The organism is Blautia massiliensis (ex Durand et al. 2017), assembly GCF_051861785.1.
GTDB lineage: Bacteria > Bacillota > Clostridia > Lachnospirales > Lachnospiraceae > Blautia_A > Blautia_A luti_A.
In genome coordinates this window covers 3,907,771-3,927,376 of the sequence record NZ_CP146725.1, presented here as the reverse complement: position 1 = coordinate 3,927,376, position 19,606 = coordinate 3,907,771, and the positions used below count along the sequence as shown (strand labels likewise).

General features: G+C 43.1%; 22 protein-coding genes and 1 pseudogene. 3 read left to right on the top strand and 20 right to left on the bottom strand.

The features are described from left to right. Positions 1–9: 9 nt before the first annotated feature. From V9W66_RS18565 to V9W66_RS18550, 4 genes are all read right to left on the bottom strand, one after another. Entirely contained in the window at positions 10–630 is a 621-nt protein-coding gene (locus tag V9W66_RS18565; protein ID WP_144093082.1) for a hypothetical protein, read from the bottom strand. Continuing rightward, complete coding sequence (locus V9W66_RS18560; protein ID WP_022426339.1) at positions 593–2,467, bottom strand: YgiQ family radical SAM protein; 1,875 nt, start codon at positions 2,465–2,467, stop codon at positions 593–595. The genes V9W66_RS18565 and V9W66_RS18560 overlap by 38 nt, the downstream gene beginning before the upstream one ends. 46 nt (positions 2,468–2,513) lie before the next feature. Continuing rightward, positions 2,514–3,326, bottom strand: coding sequence for a GTP pyrophosphokinase (locus tag V9W66_RS18555; protein ID WP_144093080.1), 813 nt, complete (start codon positions 3,324–3,326; stop codon positions 2,514–2,516). Between the two features lie 279 nt (positions 3,327–3,605). Beyond that, complete coding sequence (locus tag V9W66_RS18550; RefSeq protein ID WP_144093078.1) at positions 3,606–5,051, bottom strand: aminoacyl-histidine dipeptidase; 1,446 nt, start codon at positions 5,049–5,051, stop codon at positions 3,606–3,608. An 82-nt stretch (positions 5,052–5,133) separates the two neighbouring features. Between V9W66_RS18550 and V9W66_RS18545 the strand changes: the two genes are divergently transcribed. Further along, a complete protein-coding gene (locus V9W66_RS18545) occupies positions 5,134–6,069 on the top strand; it encodes a hypothetical protein (RefSeq protein ID WP_144093076.1) in 936 nt (311 codons plus the stop codon). Here the strand turns inward: V9W66_RS18545 and V9W66_RS18540 are convergent. The 5 genes and pseudogenes from V9W66_RS18540 to V9W66_RS18520 form a co-directional block, all read right to left on the bottom strand. Beyond that, entirely contained in the window at positions 6,046–6,684 is a 639-nt protein-coding gene (locus V9W66_RS18540; protein ID WP_114002511.1) for an ATPase, read from the bottom strand. The genes V9W66_RS18545 and V9W66_RS18540 overlap by 24 nt on opposite strands. Before the next feature lie 12 nt (positions 6,685–6,696). Further along, positions 6,697–7,191, bottom strand: coding sequence for a pantetheine-phosphate adenylyltransferase (coaD, locus tag V9W66_RS18535; RefSeq protein ID WP_015524910.1), 495 nt, complete (start codon positions 7,189–7,191; stop codon positions 6,697–6,699). Between the two features lie 15 nt (positions 7,192–7,206). Next, a complete protein-coding gene (gene rsmD, locus V9W66_RS18530) occupies positions 7,207–7,755 on the bottom strand; it encodes a 16S rRNA (guanine(966)-N(2))-methyltransferase RsmD (protein ID WP_144093074.1) in 549 nt (182 codons plus the stop codon). Further along, a complete protein-coding gene (locus V9W66_RS18525) occupies positions 7,752–8,147 on the bottom strand; it encodes a methylglyoxal synthase (RefSeq protein ID WP_015524908.1) in 396 nt (131 codons plus the stop codon). The genes rsmD and V9W66_RS18525 overlap by 4 nt, the downstream gene beginning before the upstream one ends. 176 nt (positions 8,148–8,323) lie before the next feature. Further along, positions 8,324–8,953, bottom strand: a pseudogene (locus V9W66_RS18520) (DNA/RNA non-specific endonuclease); the annotation flags it as partial. 477 nt (positions 8,954–9,430) lie between these two features. On the opposite strand from V9W66_RS18520, the gene V9W66_RS18515 reads away from it, so the two are divergent. Beyond that, positions 9,431–9,661, top strand: coding sequence for an alpha/beta-type small acid-soluble spore protein (locus V9W66_RS18515; RefSeq protein WP_015524906.1), 231 nt, complete (start codon positions 9,431–9,433; stop codon positions 9,659–9,661). A 193-nt stretch (positions 9,662–9,854) separates the two neighbouring features. On the opposite strand, the gene V9W66_RS18510 is transcribed toward V9W66_RS18515, so the two are convergent. The 7 genes from V9W66_RS18510 to V9W66_RS18480 form a co-directional block, all read right to left on the bottom strand. Next, the gene (locus V9W66_RS18510) at positions 9,855–10,478 is read right to left on the bottom strand and encodes a GDSL-type esterase/lipase family protein (RefSeq protein WP_144093072.1); all 624 of its coding nucleotides are present in this window, start codon (positions 10,476–10,478) and stop codon (positions 9,855–9,857) included. Positions 10,479–10,639: 161 nt separating this feature from the next. Further along, on the bottom strand, positions 10,640–11,239 hold the full coding sequence (locus V9W66_RS18505) for a DUF6465 family protein (protein ID WP_186290001.1): 600 nt from the start codon (positions 11,237–11,239) through the stop codon (positions 10,640–10,642). Between the two features lie 78 nt (positions 11,240–11,317). Further along, positions 11,318–13,378 carry an ATP-dependent DNA helicase RecG gene (recG, locus tag V9W66_RS18500; protein WP_144093070.1) on the bottom strand — a complete coding sequence of 687 codons (2,061 nt, stop codon included), beginning with the start codon at positions 13,376–13,378 and terminating at the stop codon, positions 11,318–11,320. Positions 13,379–13,390: 12 nt separating this feature from the next. Further along, positions 13,391–15,043, bottom strand: a complete 1,653-nt coding sequence (locus V9W66_RS18495) for a DAK2 domain-containing protein (RefSeq protein ID WP_144093097.1) — start codon at positions 15,041–15,043, stop codon at positions 13,391–13,393. 20 nt (positions 15,044–15,063) lie between these two features. Continuing rightward, a complete protein-coding gene (locus tag V9W66_RS18490) occupies positions 15,064–15,423 on the bottom strand; it encodes an Asp23/Gls24 family envelope stress response protein (protein ID WP_144093068.1) in 360 nt (119 codons plus the stop codon). Positions 15,424–15,625: 202 nt separating this feature from the next. Further along, positions 15,626–16,057 carry a flavodoxin family protein gene (locus tag V9W66_RS18485; RefSeq protein ID WP_144093066.1) on the bottom strand — a complete coding sequence of 144 codons (432 nt, stop codon included), beginning with the start codon at positions 16,055–16,057 and terminating at the stop codon, positions 15,626–15,628. Next, positions 16,054–16,428, bottom strand: coding sequence for an MmcQ/YjbR family DNA-binding protein (locus tag V9W66_RS18480; RefSeq protein ID WP_144093064.1), 375 nt, complete (start codon positions 16,426–16,428; stop codon positions 16,054–16,056). The genes V9W66_RS18485 and V9W66_RS18480 overlap by 4 nt, the downstream gene beginning before the upstream one ends. 392 nt (positions 16,429–16,820) lie before the next feature. Here V9W66_RS18480 and rpmB point away from each other — a divergent pair, with 392 nt between their 5' ends. Continuing rightward, entirely contained in the window at positions 16,821–17,009 is a 189-nt protein-coding gene (rpmB, locus tag V9W66_RS18475) for a 50S ribosomal protein L28 (RefSeq protein ID WP_144093062.1), read from the top strand. A gap of 295 nt (positions 17,010–17,304) precedes the next feature. Here the strand turns inward: rpmB and V9W66_RS18470 are convergent, their stop codons facing one another. The 4 genes from V9W66_RS18470 to V9W66_RS18455 all read right to left on the bottom strand — a co-directional run bounded on the left by V9W66_RS18470 (position 17,305) and on the right by V9W66_RS18455 (position 19,566). Continuing rightward, positions 17,305–17,676 carry a GerW family sporulation protein gene (locus V9W66_RS18470; protein WP_015524896.1) on the bottom strand — a complete coding sequence of 124 codons (372 nt, stop codon included), beginning with the start codon at positions 17,674–17,676 and terminating at the stop codon, positions 17,305–17,307. Next, positions 17,660–18,730, bottom strand: a complete 1,071-nt coding sequence (locus tag V9W66_RS18465) for a DUF2953 domain-containing protein (protein ID WP_144093060.1) — start codon at positions 18,728–18,730, stop codon at positions 17,660–17,662. Before V9W66_RS18465 ends, V9W66_RS18470 begins: the two co-directional genes overlap by 17 nt. 4 nt (positions 18,731–18,734) lie before the next feature. Continuing rightward, a complete protein-coding gene (locus tag V9W66_RS18460) occupies positions 18,735–19,046 on the bottom strand; it encodes a hypothetical protein (protein WP_110103921.1) in 312 nt (103 codons plus the stop codon). A gap of 64 nt (positions 19,047–19,110) precedes the next feature. Next, entirely contained in the window at positions 19,111–19,566 is a 456-nt protein-coding gene (locus tag V9W66_RS18455; RefSeq protein WP_015524893.1) for an NUDIX hydrolase, read from the bottom strand. Positions 19,567–19,606 lie beyond the last annotated feature (40 nt).

Below are 19,606 nucleotides of genomic sequence, written 5' to 3'. Positions count from 1 at the left end.
ATAGTGCTCCTACAGACAGATTGCCAGGATCGTATGTTTGATCAGTTCTTCCCTGGAAAGATCCGGGTATCGCTCATCCGGCGTGAATTTAATCCCGTTTCTCAAAGATTCTTTGTGCTCATTCATGGAATCCAGACGTTCCAGATAGGGCTTCAGGTCCTTCAGGATCTTTACATCTACTTTATATCCGTTTTTACGGATGATTTTCTGTGACTGCTCTGCAAGGTAGGCGATATCTGCTTTTGGATCACTGGTATAACCCACTACTGTATTTCCGCACACGGCAACAGCGTCCAGATAACCGCTTTTCTCATAAAAAGTCATGTACATTTCATAGGACATGACCAGGTCACCGGCATGCTTGCGGATCTCTTTATAGAGCTTTTCATCCATAGGATGACGTAACAGGATCATGATCAGGCTTACCATGGATTTACAGCCTGGCAGACAGCCTACTACGGTCAGAACCGTCCAGACTGTCATTCTTGTTCCGTTGACGGCCCACGCCACAAAGAAAATGAGCAGCGGAAGCGAAAATAATCCTGCTGTGATCAGGAGTCTTCGTTTTTTTTCGCTGTTAAAATAACCGAAATCACCTTTTTTTGTTTTTCTTTTTCTGGTATCTTTCATGTGCCGAACTCCTTGTCTGTGTTTTTTTGGCTTTTTTATGAAGCTCTCTGGGACGGATCAGACATTTCGGTCCAAAGCCGACCAGATCCATACGTCCGGTCATCTTAAGTCCTTCCAGGACCAGTTCGCGATTTTCCGGATTTTTATACTGCATCAGTGCTCGCTGTATTGCTTTTTCGTGTGGATTTTTCGGCACATATACCTTTTCGCCTGTCAGCGGATGGATTCCTGTGTAATACATGCAGGTAGAAAGTGTTGATGGCGTTGGATAAAAATCCTGAACCTGCTCCGGCGTAAATCCAAGATCACGGACGTATTCCGCAAGCTTCACGGCTTCCTTCATTGTACACCCGGGATGGGACGACATGAAATACGGAACGGCATATTGCTGCTTACCAGTCCGCGCATTTGCTTTTTCATATTCCTTCAGAAAGCCCTCATAAACCTCGTGCCTGGGTTTGCCCATAAACTTCAGGACTTCATCAGAAACATGCTCCGGTGCTACTCGCAGCTGACCGCTGATGTGATATTTCACAAGCTCATTAAGAAAAGTTTTATCCGGGTCTGCCATCAGATAATCAAACCGAATGCCGGAACGGACAAAAACTTTTTTAACTTTGGGGATATTCCTGACCTTTCTGAGAAGCTGAAGATAATCCTTGTGGTCTACCGTCAGATTCTTACACGGAGAAGGAAACAGGCACTGCCGCTCCTTGCAGACTCCTTTTGTCAGCTGCTTTTTGCAGGAAGGATAACGAAAATCAGCCGTAGGGCCTCCTACATCATGGATATAGCCTTTAAAATCCGGATCCTCCGTCATCTTTTCAGCTTCTTTCAGAATGGAATCGTGACTTCTTGTCTGAAGGATGCGGCCCTGATGAAAGGTCAGCGCACAGAAATTACAGCTTCCAAAGCATCCTCTGTTGCTGGTCAGACTGAATTTGATCTCTTTCAGTGCCGGAATCCCGCCTTCTTTCTGATACATGGGATGATATCGTCCTGTATAAGGCAGATCGTAAACATCGTCCATCTCCATCTGCGTCAGAGGCTGAGATGGTGGATTCTGTATCACATATCCACGGTTCCCATAAGATTCTGCCAGAGGCTTTGCTGTAAATGGATCCGTGTTTCGGTACTGAATGGCAAAGCTGTCCGCGTAAGCTTTTTTATCGGTCTGTACCTGTTCAAATGACGGAAGGACCACCGGATCGTAAACCCTGCTGATATCGTGGCTTTTAAAAACCGTCCCTGCCACATATGTGATCTCCTGGACCGGAATCCCACTTTGCAGGGCTTCTGCGATCTCCAGGATGGAATGTTCCCCCATTCCATAAGAGATCAGATCCGCACCGGAATCGATCAGAATACTGTGCTTGACCTTATTTTCCCAATAATCGTAATGTGCCATTCTTCGAAGGCTGGCTTCGATCCCGCCAAGAATGATAGGTGTATGTTTATAGGTCTGCCGGATCAGATTGCTGTATACAACAGAAGCCCTGTCCGGTCTTAATCCCATTTTTCCTCCCGGAGAATAGGCATCTGTGCTTCGGTGCTTTTTGGAAACCGTATAATGATTCACCATGGAATCCATGTTTCCTGCTGTAACGAGAAAACCCAGGCGCGGTTCCCCGAACACCTGGATGCTCTCCTTCTTTCGCCAGTCAGGCTGAGGGATCATGCCTACACGATATCCTCTGCTTTCCAGAAGACGTCCAATGATCGCAGATCCAAAAGACGGATGATCCACATAGGCATCTCCTGTCACGTAGACAAAATCCAACTCATCCCAGCCTCTTGACTTCATATCTTCTCTTGTAACTGGTAAAAAATCCTGCATTTATAATTCCTCGTATGTATGTGTATTAGTACTGTCTGCCCTGTGTTCATATGCTGTGATGGACTGCCTGGGCACGATAACCCTCTGCAATGATATCCAGCTGTCTGTGGAAGCGTTCCAGCTGACGCAGATCCTTGGTTTTGAATACCCGCAGGAACTCATCCTGTATTTTGCTTACTTCCCGTTCACTGGAAACACGGTAGAGATTTTCAATATTATTCAGAATATCCTTTACAAGATTGGACTGCATCTGAGATGAATTCTGGGCATCCATGATCTCATTGCGCACAGAAGACATTTCATGATCCAGCGAAATGATCGCATCGGATGCTTTACTAAGACGTTCTGCTACATGAGGAGGCATATCACCTTTGTATTTATACTGAAGGGAATGTTCGATCGTTGCCCAGAAATTCATTGCCATGGTACGGATCTGTATTTCTACCTGAAGCCGTTTCGGCCCATGAATAGTCTCCACTGTATAATAAAGGATCATGTGATAACTCCGGTAACCGCTCTGCTTGATATGCGTCAGATAGTTCTTTTCACTTTTGACTTCCATATCTGTTCTTTTTCGGATGATCGCAGCAACGGTATCGATATCTTCTTCAAACTGACAAATGATCCGTACTCCTGCCAGATCTTCCATTTCTGTTTCCAGCTGTTCGATCGGGATATCTTTACGCTGCATTTTCTCCAGGATACTGGAAACACTTTTTACTCTTCCACTGACTTGTTCAATGGGAGAATAACGATCATTTTCGTGATACTCTTCTATTATATGTTTAAACTTGACTGTCAGTTCTTTGACAGCCAGCTCGTAAGGGCACAAAATACTTCGCCATAACTGTATTTCCATGTTGCTCGCTCCTTATCATCTGCCGTCAGTCTCTTTTTGGTTTTGGTGACAGCGGCATATATTTTTTATTATAACATATGTTTTGAAAAAAAAGGGATTGTTTATCAATTTTTTATTAAAAAAATATAGAATTATTTTCCTTTTTGTGTGATGCATCCACAAATCTATATATATGTATAATTCTGTATTTTATGAATATTTTTTTATCAGGGCATAAAAATACCCTGGAGAAACCATACGTCTCTCCAGGGTAAAAGTTCGAACATACTTCGAACGGAATCAGTCTTTCAGATTTTTGAGAACCTGTACAAGATAGTTCCATACTCTTTCTGTGGAAGCAATGCTGAGAACCTCCTCGGATGTATGGATATCCTTCATATCCGGTCCAAGGGATACACAGTCCAGTCCTTCCATTTTTTTATAGAAAAGCCCGCATTCAAGGCCTGCGTGGATCGCTACGACTTCAGGCTTATGTCCGTACATTTCCTCAAAAACTGCAACCATTTTATCTCGTAATGGAGATTCCTTTCTGTACTCCCATGCCGGGTATGCACCCTGTACTTCATAGTCACCACCAAGAAATTCTGTGAGATATTCAATCTTATCAGATAATGCACTGCATGCAGCGTCTACAGAGCTTCTTACACTGGAACTTGCAAAAAGCTCGTCCCTATCCAGACGGAGGATACCGATATTGCTGGAGGTTTCCACCAGGCCTTTGATGGTTCCGCTCATTTTCTGGATTCCGAATGGTACATTCTGCAGATAAAATACGATCTTTTCCTGACTTGTAGGATGAAGAACCTCTGCTGTTGCAGTACCCTTTTCTGTTATTTCAAAAGTAATGTTTTCGTCAGAACCAGTATATTCTTCACGGAGCTGCTCCTGGAGCTCTTTTGCGTAAGCTTTTACCTCAGCAACGGAATCCGTAAGAAATTCTGCGGTGCACTCTCTTGTAATGGCATTGTCTTTCTGTCCGCCTGTAAGAGAAATAAGGGCATATTCCGCTTTTTTCTTAAGTCCGTAAAGAAATCGTCCCATAAGTTTATTGGCATTCGCTCTGTTCTTGTCAATCTCGGCACCGGAATGTCCGCCCATAAGTCCACAGACTTTGACCTGTACCTTTTCTCCTTCTCCTTCTACACGCTGGGCAGGGATATGGCTGATACCGGAAAGACCGCCGGCACAGCTGATCCAGAGACTTCCCTCCGCTTCAGAATCCAGATTGATAAATCTTCTTCCCTTCAGCACGCTGCAGTCCAGACCGACTGCACCAAGAAGACCAATCTCCTCATCAACCGTGAACAGTACTTCAAGAGGAGGGTGTGGAATATCTGTACTGTCAAGAAGGGCAAGGCCATAAGCAACTGCAATACCATCATCACCGCCAAGCGTTGTTCCGTTGGCTGTGATATAACCATCTTTTACAGAGATGTTCAAACCATCTTTTGTAAAATCATGATCTACATCCGGTCGTTTTTCACATACCATGTCCATGTGGCCCTGAATGATCACTGTGGGAGAATTCTCATATCCGGGTGTGCCTGGCTTGTAGATCACTACATTATTCAGCTCATCCTGTACATATCTGAATCCATGATCCTTCGCGAATTTCACAAGGAAATCACTGATCTGTTTTGTATTTCCGGAACCATGAGGAATCTTGCAGATTTCTTCAAAATAATGAAAAACTCTCTTTGGTTCACAACTTTCTAATACTGGCATAAGTTCTGCCTCCTTCTGCTTCATAAATTCATTTGTCTTTTATAATAATCATATACTGTAAAAAAAGCAAGGACCTGTTTTTATGAAACGAAAAATAATCATATTTTTCTATATCTGCCTGTTGCTTTTTCTGCTTTTTCACCCAAAAGAAGCTCTTACCGGAGTAAAAAATGGACTTGGATTGTGGTTGAATATCATGATTCCCACTCTGCTGCCATTTCTGATCCTGACAGGAGCATTATTAAAAACTGGAAATATCCGGAAGCTTCTGAAACCATCTGCTTTCTTCTGGAAAACGTTTTTCGGGCTTTCACCTGCTGGAGCCTATGTTCTGATCCTGGGTCTGTTATGCGGATATCCTATGGGAGCCAAACTGGCACATGATCTGTACATAGACCAGCAGATTTCCCGCAGAGAAGGGGAATATCTTCTTACGTTTAGCTGCAATGCAAGTCCCGCATTTATCATTTCCTATCTTTCCGGGATACTTTTGAAAAATAAGATATCAGCAGTGCAGATGATCCTCACTTTTCTGGCGGCAGATCTCTTTTGTATGCTGTTTTTTCGTTTCGTTGTATATCGCGGGCATACCGTGGACTCTGTCTGCGTAAACAAGATAAAAAAAGAGACATACCAACAGGACTCCACAGGAGCCATCCTGGATGTCTCGATCATGGACGGATTTGAAACCATCACACGTCTCGGGGGCTATATTCTCCTCTTCTCACTGATACTCGCCAGTATCAGCTTTTACTGGCCATTTCATGCACAAAGCTGTATGCTGTTCACAGCACCACTGGAACTAACTACCGGGCTGAAACAGATTGCCGACGCACCACTGCCATGGAAAAGCAGATACCTTGCCTCTATGCTCCTGACTTCTTTTGGTGGCTTTTGTGTCATGGCTCAGACAAAAAGCGTATTGGAAAACAGTTTGTCACTGATCCCCTACGCTATTTCAAAATGTCTGAACGCCAGTGCGATATTCCTGATCCTAGTTTTCTCCGATATCGTCTAACAGATCTTCGTCTTCTTTTGTTACAGAAGAACTGTCATCATCCTGGAAGGTATTGGAGATTGCCGCTGCCTGAGCAGTCTGTGGTGCAAGCTCCTGACGATTATGATTAACAACCTCAAGGCAGCTCTGCAGAGCATCAATAAATGCTTTGTATTTACCACCGGCATCTTCAAGTGTCTGATTCAGGACAGAACCGATATTAGCCATCATATCATCTGTGTATGTGATCGCACTGAGACGAATGCTGTTTGCATCCTGTGTTGCAGAATCAAGAATCTCCTGAGCCTGCTTGTTTGCAGCATTTATGGTCTCATTTGCCTGTGCATATGCTTTCTGCATGATCTCATGCTGTGTAACAAGTTCCTGAGCTTTGGCCTGAGCATCTGCGATCAGACTGTCAGCTTTAGCCTGAGCATCCTCAAGGATCGCATCCTTATTGCTGATGATCTTCTGATAACGTTTGATCTCATCCGGAGTTTTCAGACGAAGTTCACGTAAATACTCCTCAATCTCTTCTTTGTTCACTACGATCTTGGTAGTGGAAAGAGGCTGGAATTTACAGCTGTCCACATACTCTTCAATCTCCTGAATAATCTGTTCAATTCTGCTGCTCATAATACACTCTCCTTATTTCTCTGTTTCTCTTTTTTTCAATTTCTCTTCGACTGCATCCGTAATCTCACGTGGAGCGAATTTGCTCAGATCTCCTCCGAAATTAGCAACTTCTTTCATGATCGTGGAGCTTAAGTATGCATATTCCAGACTGGTTGTAAGAAAAACGGTGTCCACATCCGGTGCCAGAACACGATTAGTCTGGGCCATCTGCAGTTCATATTCAAAATCCGTGACAGCACGAAGCCCTCGAACGATCACCTGGGCATGGTTTTCCCTGGCAAAGTTCACTGACAGGCCCTCGAATGCTTTCACCTCCACATTCGGGATATCTTTTGTCGCCTTTGTTAGTATCTTAACACGTTCTTCTACAGAAAACAACGGACTTTTTGCAGAATTATGCAAAACCCCCACTATAACCCGGTCAAATGAAATGCTTGCCCGCTTAATGATGTCAAGATGGCCATAGGTTGCCGGGTCAAAGCTTCCCGGGTATACTGCTGTTATCATATGTCTGTCTCTCTTTCATTTTTTTAGGAAAACATGCTTGTTGGTTTTATATTCCTTGGAACGTACCAGATGATATCCAAGGTCCTCTACATAAGAAAAATCCGTATGTAGATCTTCCTCCACAACGATCAGCGTGTTTTCATCTGCAAGAGTGCTGTCAGCCAGATACTCAAGGACTGGTTGTTCCAGATGCTGTTCGTATGGTGCATCCATAAAAATACAGTCAAATGGTTCTCCGCCTTCCAGTGAACGCAGTGCCTGAAGCACATCCATGTTCAGCAGTTTACCACCATCCGTGAGTTTTGTAAATGAAAGATTTTCGCGGATACAGGTGCATGCTTTGGGATTTTTTTCCACAAATACGGCATACTCGGCTCCACGGCTCAGAGCTTCAATACCGATCGCTCCGCTTCCGGAAAACAGATCCAGAAAACGACAACCCGGTATTTCAGGCTGGAAAATGTTAAAAAGAGTTTCCTTAATACGGTCTGTTGTTGGTCGTGTCTCATTTCCGGGAATGGTTTTTAAGTTTAATCTACGTGCTTTTCCTGCTATGACTCTCATTTCAGATTTAATCTCCAATCCAGATCACCGCGGGCCAGTCCAAGGATCAGAAGTTCCGCAGTGGCAATATTTGTAGCAACCGGAATGTTGTACTGGTCGCAGCGTTTGACAATGCTCATGATATCCGGCTCTACCGGGTCCATCATGACAGGGTTATAAAACAGGATCACCATATCCAGATCCTGACGCTCTACCATCTCCATAAACTGCTTGTCTCCGCCTATACTTCCGGCAAGAAACTTGTGAACGTGAAGACTGGTTGCTTCCTCAATTCTTCTTCCTGTTGTTCCGGTTGCATATACTTCATGTTTGGCAAGGATATTCTTGTATGCAATACAGAAGTCTTCAATCAGAACTTTCTTACTGTTATGCGCAATAATTCCTAAATTCATAATTCACCTCTCCATTCTCTGCCCTTGGGTTACATCCCTTTTCTCCCTTTTATATAGGTAAAATCATATAACTCTGTAACTGATTCTAGCATAACGCCCAAAAAAGTGCAATTTAATTCATGTAAATTCATGAAAAATTAATATTTTTTCCCGGCGTTGCTCCATATACTCTATTCTTCCCAGCTGTTTCCTGTAGTATAATCAATTTCAATTCCCGGCTGTATGTTATAAACAAAAACATGGAAAGATATTTTCTGGTCTTTAACGGATTCGGCTTCCATTTCCACACCCCGGGCTACCAGTTCATCTCCCTTAAAAAACGGAGTTACACGATACATGCAGGGATTTCCTGTACTGTGCACGTAATCTGCAACCTCATTTTCAAAAGGAAGCATTCCCGTCACATTGAGATATCTGGTTCCTGTGATAAGGTTTTTCCTGTTTGCATTCTCTCCAGTCAGCTGATACCCGATAAGATGGCAGCGATTATACAGATACCTGCCATCTATATTTTCATATTTTACAGTATGCCATCCTGTAGGCTTCACCATTCCGATCGCTTCTCGCTCTTCGACAGGCATCAGCTCCGGTGTGACCTTGGATTCTGCATAACCACAGCGCCCCAGGGAATCCAGTTCACTGTAAAATTCGTATGCAGGTCCTGCGCTTTTTTCATCAGAAAAAGATGGTACATTTCCATTGATCTCCACATATGGACTGCCGCTGTATTCTGGAATCTGATCCAGAGAAACAGATTCTGTCTGCCCTCCTGTCTTCGTCTGGGATTGTTTCAGCAATCCTGCCAATGCATCGGAAGCGGATTCCGAAACATCTTCCCAGAGGATCTGCGCATTTTCTTCTATATATGTAAGAAATACCTGTCCGAAGATCCGGCTTTGATCTTTTACCTCTTTCAGGCTCCGCGGCGGCATCCAGCCATTACATACTGCAAGGATGACACACAGGATAATGGCTGTGAGTATTTTTCGCCTGGGCTGTTTTTTTCGTTTATATTTTCGCTTGTATGTAGGATAACGCTTCTTTTTCACGGGACCCCCTTACTTTTTTTTGTCTGACAGATATTATATGTGATGCAGAGATTATTATAACCGCAACTCCCGTCAAAAAACAACCATACATTCGTTTTTTTACCGCGGTATAATTTATGAACGGAAATATTTTTATATGTTAAATTTCCTTTAACTGCCAGTGTATTATTTTACGGATTTCATATACTAGCAATGTAACATCAAAACAAACAACAACCAAGGAGGAAATGAATTATGCCAAGTAACACTTCTTCTAACAAAGCAGTTGTTCCGGAAGCAAAGGGCGCACTTGACCGTTTCAAATATGAGGTAGCAAACGAGCTGGGTGTTCCGCTTACAGACGGATACAACGGAAACCTGACTTCCAAACAGAACGGATCCGTAGGCGGATATATGGTCAAAAAAATGATCGAGGCACAGGAGCGTCAGATGTCCGGCAACTCCCAGGGCGGCCAGCAGTACTAAATCTGTACGCGCAGGTAGTTTCATTGCTATGCTGAGTTGATCTAAGCTCATGCAAAAAAGATGCTGTCTGACAGAACTGAAAACCTGCCAGACAACATCTTTTTATTTTATATAAAAAGAGAGATTATTTCACAAACATATCCATACATTATACAAACAATAAGATCCAAAAATCTTAAAATCCTATATTTATTTACAGCAATTCCTGTACTTTCCGATATACAACCTCTGCAAATTCCTTATGTCCTGCTGCATTCAGATGTTCCTGATCTGCGTCACAGCAATGTACATAGGATGCTGCCGGAAGGAAACTGATATGACGTTCAGCTGCGATTTTTTCATAAACAGGCTGCAGATTTCTGGAAACGATCACAGACTCTCTGGAAAACTCCTGGTCATATCCTTCCTGCCATACTTTTTCTCCCAGGTAGATCGGAGCCATGAGAAGGACTTTCGCTTCTGGCGCATATTCCTGGACCTGATCCAGCAATCTTATGATTCCTTTTCCGATTACATCTGCGGATGCTCCGAAAACAGTTTTGCAGTCATTGGTTCCCAGCATCAGCGTGATCACATCCACCTGGGCATGTGTTTCCAGAAGTGTGGGAAAAAGTGCAGTTCCTTTTCTTCCGTCGCGGAGCGGATCTTCGAAAACTGTTGTTCTTCCGCACAGTCCCTCCTCGATCACACGATATTCTTCTTTATTCAGTTTTTCCTGGAGAAGGCTTGTCCAGCGGGCTCCCCACGGAAGTCTCTCTCTGCTCTCTCCGTCATATCCCCATGTATTGGAATCTCCAAAGCATAATATCTGTTTCATTCTATTATATTCCTATCTATTTAGTATGTATATTGGTTAAATGAATCATATCACGCTCTTTTACATTGGTCAAATACACAAAAGAAATAGCCTGTTACAGATTTTATCTATAGCAGGCCATCTTACATACTCTTTTATATACTTTTTATCAGAGATTCTTTTTACAGTCCGATAAATCCTGTAACATCTCCGTTGATCACATAATGTGCACCATTATCTTCCGGTTTAATGTAGATTTTGAGCTCTTTCAGTTCAGAGGCTTTTTTGCCCATATCCTCTGTCCAGATCTTTTTGATCCTGTCAGCAACCTCTGAAGTATGTATCTCTTTGCCCCAGTACTGAACATATACTTCTGTCACTGGTTCAGCTTTTTTAGCTGCTGTCTTTCTTGTTGTTTTAGCTGCTGTTGTCTTAGCAGTCGTCCTGGTTGTTGTTTTCTTAGCTGCAGCAGTTTTTCGTGTTGTTGTCTTCCTGGCGGCTGTTTTCTTAGCCGGCTCTTCTGATTTTACAGCTGTTGTTTTCTCTTCATCAGATTTTACTTCTGCTGCTTTTTCTTCTACTGGTTTCGCAGCAGCAGGTTTTACCTCTGCTGTCTTCTCAGCTGCTTTTGTCTCTACAGAAGCTTTTGCATCGTCTGTCTTTGGTGTCTCAGCCTTAACGGCTTTCTCTTCGGATGCGGTTACTACAGATTTTGCAGGAGTCTCGCTTACTGAAGCCGTTTTTACAGTTGTCTTGGTTGCAGCTTTCTTTGTTCTAGCCATGTTTATAGCCTCCTTACAAGGGATTTGTTAATCTTTTCTCGAATTTTAGGATATCACTTTTTGTGAAAGAACGCAAGGTTAGATCCCCAGATTTTCCAGTTCTTCACTCATATACCCCTTGAGATGCTCCTTTAAAGCCTTATGCTGAGGCAGGATAAGATCAAAATCCAGTGCCAGGATCTCACCAGCTGCTTCACTTGCATTCTTCAGGATTCCCGCATCATTATAGATATCACCGATCTTAAATTCCATCAGTCCGCTCTGGCGGATACCGAAAAGATCTCCTGGGCCCCGAAGCTTCAGATCTTCCCCGGCTATATAAAATCCATCATTGGATTCATTGAGGATCTTCAGACGTTTAGAAGTATTTTCTTCATTATTTCCCTGGATAAAAATGCAGTAAGACTGATGCTCTCCACGCCCTACACGGCCCCGAAGCTGATGAAGCTGGGCAAGCCCGAAACGTTCTGCATTTTCCACCATCATGACGGTAGCATTTGGCACATTCACTCCAACCTCCACAACTGTGGTAGATACCAGCACCTGGATCTCGCCGGAAGCAAACGCCTCCATGATCCTGTTTTTCTCTTTTGGCTTCATCTTTCCGTGAAGGATTTCTACTTTGATCTCCCCTGGAAGGATCTCCTGAAGCTTTCTGGCATAATCTGTAACATTCTCTGCCTCCAGGCCTTCGCTCTCTTCCACCATAGGACAGATCACATAAGCCTGCCTTCCCATCTGCACCTGATTTTCGATAAAAGAATACGCCTTGGGACGGTAGGAAGTTCCTACTACGCAATTCTTGATCGGAAGTCTTTTTGCAGGAAGCTCGTCAATGATCGAAATATCCAGGTCTCCATATAAAATGATCGCCAGTGTCCGGGGAATGGGGGTTGCGCTCATAACAAGTACATGAGGCGGATTTCCTCTGGTCGTCAGCGCTTCCCTCTGGCGAACGCCGAATCTGTGCTGCTCATCTGTGATCACAAGCCCCAGATTCTTATATTCCACCTTTTCCTGGATCAGGGCATGAGTTCCGATGATCACATTCACTTCACCGTCTGCAATCTTCTGATAGATCTCACGCTTCTGTCTGGCTGTGGTAGATCCTGTCAGAAGCACCGGATGGCAGGAAGCGATATTCTGTTCTTCCATCAGCCTCAGAAAGCCTTCGTAATGCTGATTTGCCAGAACCTCTGTCGGTACCATCAATGCACTCTGAAATCCATTCTCTGCTGAAAGTACCATAGCTAAAAATGCGATCACGGTCTTGCCGCTACCAACATCCCCCTGTACAAGCCTGGACATCAGCTTATGACCGCTCAGATCCCGTTCGATCTCATGCCAGACATTCTTCTGGGCTCCGGTCAGGTCATAGGGAAGCCCTTCTATGATCTCCTCGGTTGTCCATACTGGTTTCATTGGAAAAGTGTTTGGAGCCTCTTCAGTTTTCTCCTTCAAGAGCTGTATTGCCAGCACAAAAAGCAGAAATTCATCGAATACCAGACGTTTCCTGGCTGTGAGAAGCTCCTGCATATTTTTCGGAAAATGAACAGTCCGGATCGCATAATTGGCATCTGCGAGCTGATAGCGTTCCCGTATCTCCTCCGGCAGATATTCCCCATGGAGAGGTCTTGTATCCAAAATCTGATGGACCAACTTCGTGATCATCTTGTTGGAAAGTCCTTTCGTCAGACCATATACAGGCTGCATACTGTGAATGATCTCCTCATAAGCTGCCGGGGTAAAAATCTCCGGATGTTCCATCTGCGGACGGCCTTTTTTTCTGATGATCTTTCCTCTGAGGATAAACACACTGCCCTTTTTGAGTGTTCCCCGCAAATAAGGCGCATTGAACCAGGCAACCGGCAATCGGCCGCTTGCATCTGCAACAGTTGTTGTCAGAATCTGGAGATTGCGTATCTGGTTAATATAAATACCTGTTGCTATAGTGGCACGGATAGAGACTGTTTTGTCCTCCTCTGCTGATGCAATCTCCACAGGCTCCTCATATATATCGTAAGTCCGCGGATAATAACGGAGAAGCTCTTCCGCAGTCGTAATCCCGATCTTCTGGAAAAGCTTCTCTGTTTTCTCACCCACGCCTTTTAATTCACGTAAAGGTGTCTTATCATTCATTTTTTGTGCTCTTTATTCTACAGAAATCAGATAGTAGTAAATTGGCTGTCCACCCTGGTTCAGCTCAACCTCGCACTCCGGATATTTCTCGGTAAGAGAATCAGAAAGTGCCTCTGCATCTTCCTCAGATACATCTTCACCATAGTAAACACTGATGATCTCAGATTCCTCGTCAACCATCTCTGCTACCATCTCCTCCGCTACCTGAAGTCGATCTCTGCCTACTGCAAGGATACCTGCATCACCGATTCCCATGATATCTCCCTCATGGATTTCCTTGTCATCAATGCGTGTATCACGGACTGCATAAGTAATCTGTCCGGTCTTCACTCTGGAAATCGCATCGGTCATGGAAGCAAGGTTCTCCTCGCCGCCCTTCTCCGGAACAAAGCTGATCATTGCGGAAATTCCCTGTGGGATTGTCTTGGTTGGTACTACAATGATCTCCTTGTCCTCAGTCAGATCTCTTGCCTGGTTAGCTGCAAGGATAATATTCTTGTTATTCGGGAAAATATAAATTGTTTTTGCATTTACTTTCTCAATAGCATTGAGCATGTCTTCGGTACTCGGATTCATAGTCTGGCCGCCTTCGATCAGATAATCTACGCCAAGCTCACGGAAAATCTGAGAAAGTCCCTCACCTACGGATACGGAAATAAATCCATGATCCTTTGGAGGTTCTTTGTTTTCTGCCTGTTCTTTTGCAAGTTTTTCCGCATCTTTGATCAGTTTTTCCTGATGTTCTTCTCTCATATTGTCAATCTTCATACGGGAAAGCTGACCATACGTGAGTGCGCGTTCAAAAGCCTGTCCCGGATGATTGGTGTGCACGTGTACCTTGACAATCTCATCATCAGCCACCAAAACAATGGAATCACCGATGGAATCCAGAAATTCACGGAAACGGTCGATCTCATCCTGTGGAAGCGGTTTTTCAAGAAGGATAATAAACTCTGTACAATATCCAAATTTGATATCTGCCTCTGCCTGAGGAGAGATCTTTGTGATCTTAGGAGCTGCTGCTTCAAACTGGGAATAATCCACTTCTTTTCCATGATATCCGTCGATGGCACCACGGAAAACTTCCAGAAGTCCCTGTCCGCCAGAATCCACAACACCTGCTTCTTTCAGGACTGGAAGCATCTCCGGTGTTCTGGCAAGAGTTTCCTCTGCATGCTGAAAGATCCCGTCGAAAAAAGCATCCAGATCTTCTGCAGCATCAGCAAGCTCTGCTGCTCTGTCTGCTGCAGCTCTGGCCACAGTAAGAATGGTTCCCTCTTTTGGTTTCATAACTGCCTTGTATGCAGTTTCAACGCCTCGCTCCATAGCTGCGGCAATGGCAGGTGCATCCAGATCTGTAAGTTTACGCACACCTCTGGTAAATCCACGCAGAAGCTGTGACAGGATAACACCGGAATTACCTCTGGCTCCACGGAGGGAACCGGAAGAAATTGCCTTTGCCAGGGATTCCATATCCGGATCTGTAAGAGCACCTACTTCGGAAGCAGCAGACATGATGGTAAGCGTCATATTGGTTCCCGTATCTCCATCAGGTACAGGAAACACATTCAGTTCATTGATCCACTCTTTCTTCGCTTCCAGATTCTTTGCTCCGGACAGAAACATTCTGGAAAGTATTTTAGCATCTATGGTTTTGTTATTCACCACAAGTTCCTCCTCTAAAACTAATCTATTGCACGCACGCCCTCAACCATAATGTAGATCTTTTCAATCTCCATTCCTGTAAAGGCCTCGACTTTATATTTTACATTGTTGACAAGATTGTCCGCAATAGTACTGATGTTCACGCCATATGCTACGATGACATGAAAATTCAGCCGGATCTTATTATCATCCGTGATCTTAACACTGATACCATGTTTCAGGCTGTCAATACGCAAAAGCTTGACCAGGCCATCCTTCATACTGATAGCTGCCATTCCGATGATACCAAAACACTCTACCGCCACACTGCCGGCATAAGTCGCAATGACATCTGTATCAATTACGATCTGACCCAATCCGGAATCTATACGTCCATTCATATGGTTACCTCCATTGTTTCATTCAGATTAAATTATATAAAACTATTATAACCTTTTTTTTATAATTACGCAATGATAGAGTTCAACTTGTTTTATCTTATAGAAAATTAAGCTCATCCACTCTGTTGAAGGGGAATCCCGGATTGTGATGGAGCATGCCGACCGATCCTATGAAGCCGGTTTTTCTTTTTCGTTTATCTACTTATAATCCTTTTACAAACTCAACTGCATTTTTTATATCTTCTTCATCTGGATGCCCTTTTGCAATTCCACCAACCAGTTTAAATGGGCCAAATGTGTCATAACCCCTGCACCCGAATTTTCCTATCACTTTGGAACGCTTCTTGTCCAAAATCTGCTCAATGGATTTATAATTGGCACTTCCACCATAAGTACAGATCAGAAATACCTTTTTGTCGCCCGGTAGATTCTTCTCTGCAAATCCCAATAATGACTGATGAAATTTTGAAAAATAGATTCCTGATGCAAACCCAATCATATCATAACTGCTCAGATCTGCATCGGATTGTTTTACAGCATCGATCAAATTGACCTGGCACGTTGCTGCTATGCCCTTTACTAATTTTTCTGTATTTCCATGATGTACCGATGCATATATGATTGCTTTTCTCATTTGTTTTCCTTTCTGCCTGCGCCACCAATCAGGTCATAACTCATGTCCAAAAAGTCCAGTATCTTTGCTTTACTGACCGAACCATCCAGTAAAATCGTGATCCAGTGCTGCTTGTTCATATGGTATCCAGGTAAAAATCCATGCGTCTGAATAACCAAATTCGTCATGTCCGGATCACACTTTACATCCATGATATCAACCGACTCTTTTCCTTCTAATCCCAGTTTCGATTTTTCGACAGTCATGATCACTGCATACCATTTTCCGTTTTTATGTCGGAGTACTGCACTGTCTGGCGATTTACTCCATAAATATTCCGGAATTGTGCCATACTGTTTCTGCACATATTCGAAAATTTCTTCTTTCTTCACAATCCATTCAACTCCTGACGTTTCTGATATCCTGCCCATAATCATACCACATTTTCGGATTCCGAACTACCTGCCAAATTCTTTTGCATTTTCCCGGTTTTCCTATCCTCATATGCCAGTTCAGCAAGAATATGTTCTATTCCGATTCAGGAAAGAGACCAGGCCAAAGAAAAAACGATAAATTAATTCGCACTGGGTAATTTTCTATGTTTCAAATTGATCTAAACCATACACACAACGCTTAATTCCACCATGATCCGCCCTGTTCCCGGAGGTATGGAATACTTTCCTTAAAACTCTTTGCAGAATTTTTGATAAATTTCCTTTTTTTGCTTGCAAAAGAGCAATTCATCTGTTAAAATGGTGACTGTTGATAAAAGGAGGTGCTATTCATGGCTAAATGTGCAATCTGCGATAAAGGAGCTCATTTCGGAAACAATGTGAGTCATTCCCATAGAAGATCCAACAAAATGTGGAAATCTAACGTTAAATCCGTCAAAGTAAAAACAACTGCCGGCGGAGCAAAGAAAATGTATGTATGTACTTCTTGTTTAAGATCCGGAAAAGTTGAAAGAGCGTAAGTAATATCGTATGCCCCCGTAGAATGCGGGGGCTGTTTTTTTATCTTCAAGACTGATAAATCACAAGCGGGAAGTATGCCAGGTGCACACTTCCCGCTTATCTGCAAAACATATGATATCCGCATAGCAGACATATGACTGCCATTGCGATCACAATAAAATTCTCTGTAATAAGGATACCAAGAACCATGCCCACACCAATAAAAAACAGCATAAAACCAGTTAGCTTTCCCACTCCTGTCTGCTCATTTCCTGTTTTTTTATTACAGTATATGCATGAAATCTAAATGGAATACTACTCTTCTTTCCCGTCTGTATCCTCAGCATTGCCTGCACCTGGCGCAAAACGGTTCACAAAATCCGGCACCATATCCAGAACCTTGGTAAGGCCATCCTGATTTTTTACGTTTACAAGTTTGGTGCTTCCATTCTGGATCACAAGTACTGCACAGGGAGACATCTTTCCGGCAAGACCTCCGCCACCATTGTTCTTCTTATCCCCTTCAAAAGCTCCGGCTCCAACGCCGAAGGATACATCGACCAGAGGAAGGATAATGGTATCACCTACATGAATGGCATCGCCAACCACTGTTTTGGCCGATACAAAGCCATCCATTCCTTTAAATAATGAATTCACGGTATCTTTGAAATTATTCTCTTTCTCCATGTTTTACCTCCTTATGTCTCCATCGGTGGATGACGTATTTTATATTTTTATTGAAATAAAGCTCTGCTGCTGTTTTGAGAACTACAATTCCATAAATCCTTCCCTTTAACAGGATCTCTCCCTCAAGAACATTTTCATCATCAAAAAGGGGCGCTGCTTCGATCTTGTTTTTATGAAAAGGAATCGTCATTCCTAATACAGCCAATACCATACCTGTAACTGCCGGATCTTCATTGCCAAATGTGATTTTTCCGGTGATCCTTGTCGGAAACACATGATAAATCAGTTTTTTTGCATTTTTCCACAAAAAGGAAAGAGCCTCTCTGGTTCGGGGATGGTCTAAAAATTCTTTCCACCGGTTTATCTTATCACAGAAATTCCGGATTGTTAATGCAAGACTTTGAATTTTTTTCAGAATCCTTTTGGGGATTCCAAGAAAATTCTGTACGATTCGGAACAGCTTTCCAACTGCCGTTTTTATTCTTCCCACTATATTCAAAATTAAATCTGCAATCTTTGTCCGAAGCTTCTTTTCATCTTCCGATTCTTCCGATATTTCTTCGGAAATCGATATCGGCTCCATTATTACATTTTCCAAAATTTCATTTATATCTTCAACAGTATCTTCCTGAGGCTCAGACATTTGCAGCTCTGCGGTATCGTTCTGATTTTCGCTTTTTGATGTCTTTTCATGGCTTCGGGAAGACTCTGTCTGTTTTTTTGCATTTTGATTTCCGGAGTTGGAAAGAGCTCTTGGTTCCTTTTTTTTACGAAACAGATTTTTTATTTTTTCCAAAGGAATCCCTAAAAAACATATTTTTGTTTTCAGAACGCCCTGCTCCCAGAATACCTGTGCAGATATTATATGAAGCAGCCAGCTCACTTCACCGGTAGCATGTATTTTACGAAGACTATCCGTACGGTCTTTTTTTATTTTCCCTCTGTATCTGATCGGACAGAATAAAAGAAGCAGCAGGATCAGGAAGATCAGCCCGATCAGGATCCCCAGAAGGATCAATATCCATTTTATTATCAGCCATAATATATGCAGCATTGGTTCACCTGTTTTTCAGATATTCTTTTATTTTAAAATTTCCAGTTTCGGTATAAACCTGTTCGATCATATCCTGTACCATCTGTATAGCACCGGATTTTCCTCTGGCCATTCCAACGATCAAAGGACAGGTGGCTCTGGCGCTTCGCTGTACAAGCATGCCTGCGGGAAGAATTTCCAAAATATTTCCGGGATTATCAGACAAAGTAACAACGTAGATATCCGGCACGAATTTGCCAGCAGTGATCCTGGTTCTTATTCTAGTAGGATTTTTTACATCATTTCCTATGTAATAGTTTTTCATCCATTTCAGCAATCTGCCATCACCTCCGTCTATAATGCCAAACAGGGCTGCGTATGTACACAGCCCTGTCCTGTTGTTAAAAATACTTCTGCTGTTTCGCCCAGACGCCCTCACTTCGCATTTCCAGATACTCCTGATAGGCCTGTTCCACGATATGCTTCTCGTTGGAAAAACGGAGAAGATGATAGATCTCATGAAACTTATAGTATCCGGAATCTACAAAATATTCCTCTCGCTGGGGTTTGCTATGATAATTATCAGCTATCATGAGATACCAGTGTACCTCTTTCATTACCACATCCTCCGGAACGGTGAAATTATACTGGCTCTTGCCGATATATTTCACGATAGAGGCCCGAACACCTGCTTCTTCCATTACTTCACGTAAAGCAGTCTGTTCAAAAGTCTCTCCTTTTTCTACAGTTCCTTTGGGAAGCACCCATCCTTCATAACGGTTCCTGTAGGATTTATACAATGCCAGGATCTTACCCCGATGAATTACCACACCGCCACAGCTTGTTGCTTCTATCATATTGCAATCCTCCTGTAATGCGTGTGTCTTTTGCACTGGC

What these genes read in the sequence shown, in the direction of transcription:
- V9W66_RS18565 (WP_144093082.1), bottom strand. Translation starts at nt 630, where the DNA reads ATGAAAGATACCAGAAAAAGAAAAACAAAAAAAGGTGATTTCGGTTAT.
- V9W66_RS18560 (WP_022426339.1), bottom strand. Translation starts at nt 2,467, where the DNA reads ATGCAGGATTTTTTACCAGTTACAAGAGAAGATATGAAGTCAAGAGGC.
- V9W66_RS18555 (WP_144093080.1), bottom strand. Translation starts at nt 3,326, where the DNA reads ATGGAAATACAGTTATGGCGAAGTATTTTGTGCCCTTACGAGCTGGCT.
- V9W66_RS18550 (WP_144093078.1), bottom strand. Translation starts at nt 5,051, where the DNA reads ATGCCAGTATTAGAAAGTTGTGAACCAAAGAGAGTTTTTCATTATTTT.
- V9W66_RS18545 (WP_144093076.1), top strand. Translation starts at nt 5,134, where the DNA reads ATGAAACGAAAAATAATCATATTTTTCTATATCTGCCTGTTGCTTTTT.
- V9W66_RS18540 (WP_114002511.1), bottom strand. Translation starts at nt 6,684, where the DNA reads ATGAGCAGCAGAATTGAACAGATTATTCAGGAGATTGAAGAGTATGTG.
- coaD (WP_015524910.1), bottom strand. Translation starts at nt 7,191, where the DNA reads ATGATAACAGCAGTATACCCGGGAAGCTTTGACCCGGCAACCTATGGC.
- rsmD (WP_144093074.1), bottom strand. Translation starts at nt 7,755, where the DNA reads ATGAGAGTCATAGCAGGAAAAGCACGTAGATTAAACTTAAAAACCATT.
- V9W66_RS18525 (WP_015524908.1), bottom strand. Translation starts at nt 8,147, where the DNA reads ATGAATTTAGGAATTATTGCGCATAACAGTAAGAAAGTTCTGATTGAA.
- V9W66_RS18515 (WP_015524906.1), top strand. Translation starts at nt 9,431, where the DNA reads ATGCCAAGTAACACTTCTTCTAACAAAGCAGTTGTTCCGGAAGCAAAG.
- V9W66_RS18510 (WP_144093072.1), bottom strand. Translation starts at nt 10,478, where the DNA reads ATGAAACAGATATTATGCTTTGGAGATTCCAATACATGGGGATATGAC.
- V9W66_RS18505 (WP_186290001.1), bottom strand. Translation starts at nt 11,239, where the DNA reads ATGGCTAGAACAAAGAAAGCTGCAACCAAGACAACTGTAAAAACGGCT.
- recG (WP_144093070.1), bottom strand. Translation starts at nt 13,378, where the DNA reads ATGAATGATAAGACACCTTTACGTGAATTAAAAGGCGTGGGTGAGAAA.
- V9W66_RS18490 (WP_144093068.1), bottom strand. Translation starts at nt 15,423, where the DNA reads ATGAATGGACGTATAGATTCCGGATTGGGTCAGATCGTAATTGATACA.
- V9W66_RS18485 (WP_144093066.1), bottom strand. Translation starts at nt 16,057, where the DNA reads ATGAGAAAAGCAATCATATATGCATCGGTACATCATGGAAATACAGAA.
- rpmB (WP_144093062.1), top strand. Translation starts at nt 16,821, where the DNA reads ATGGCTAAATGTGCAATCTGCGATAAAGGAGCTCATTTCGGAAACAAT.
- V9W66_RS18470 (WP_015524896.1), bottom strand. Translation starts at nt 17,676, where the DNA reads ATGGAGAAAGAGAATAATTTCAAAGATACCGTGAATTCATTATTTAAA.
- V9W66_RS18465 (WP_144093060.1), bottom strand. Translation starts at nt 18,730, where the DNA reads ATGCTGCATATATTATGGCTGATAATAAAATGGATATTGATCCTTCTG.
- V9W66_RS18455 (WP_015524893.1), bottom strand. Translation starts at nt 19,566, where the DNA reads ATGATAGAAGCAACAAGCTGTGGCGGTGTGGTAATTCATCGGGGTAAG.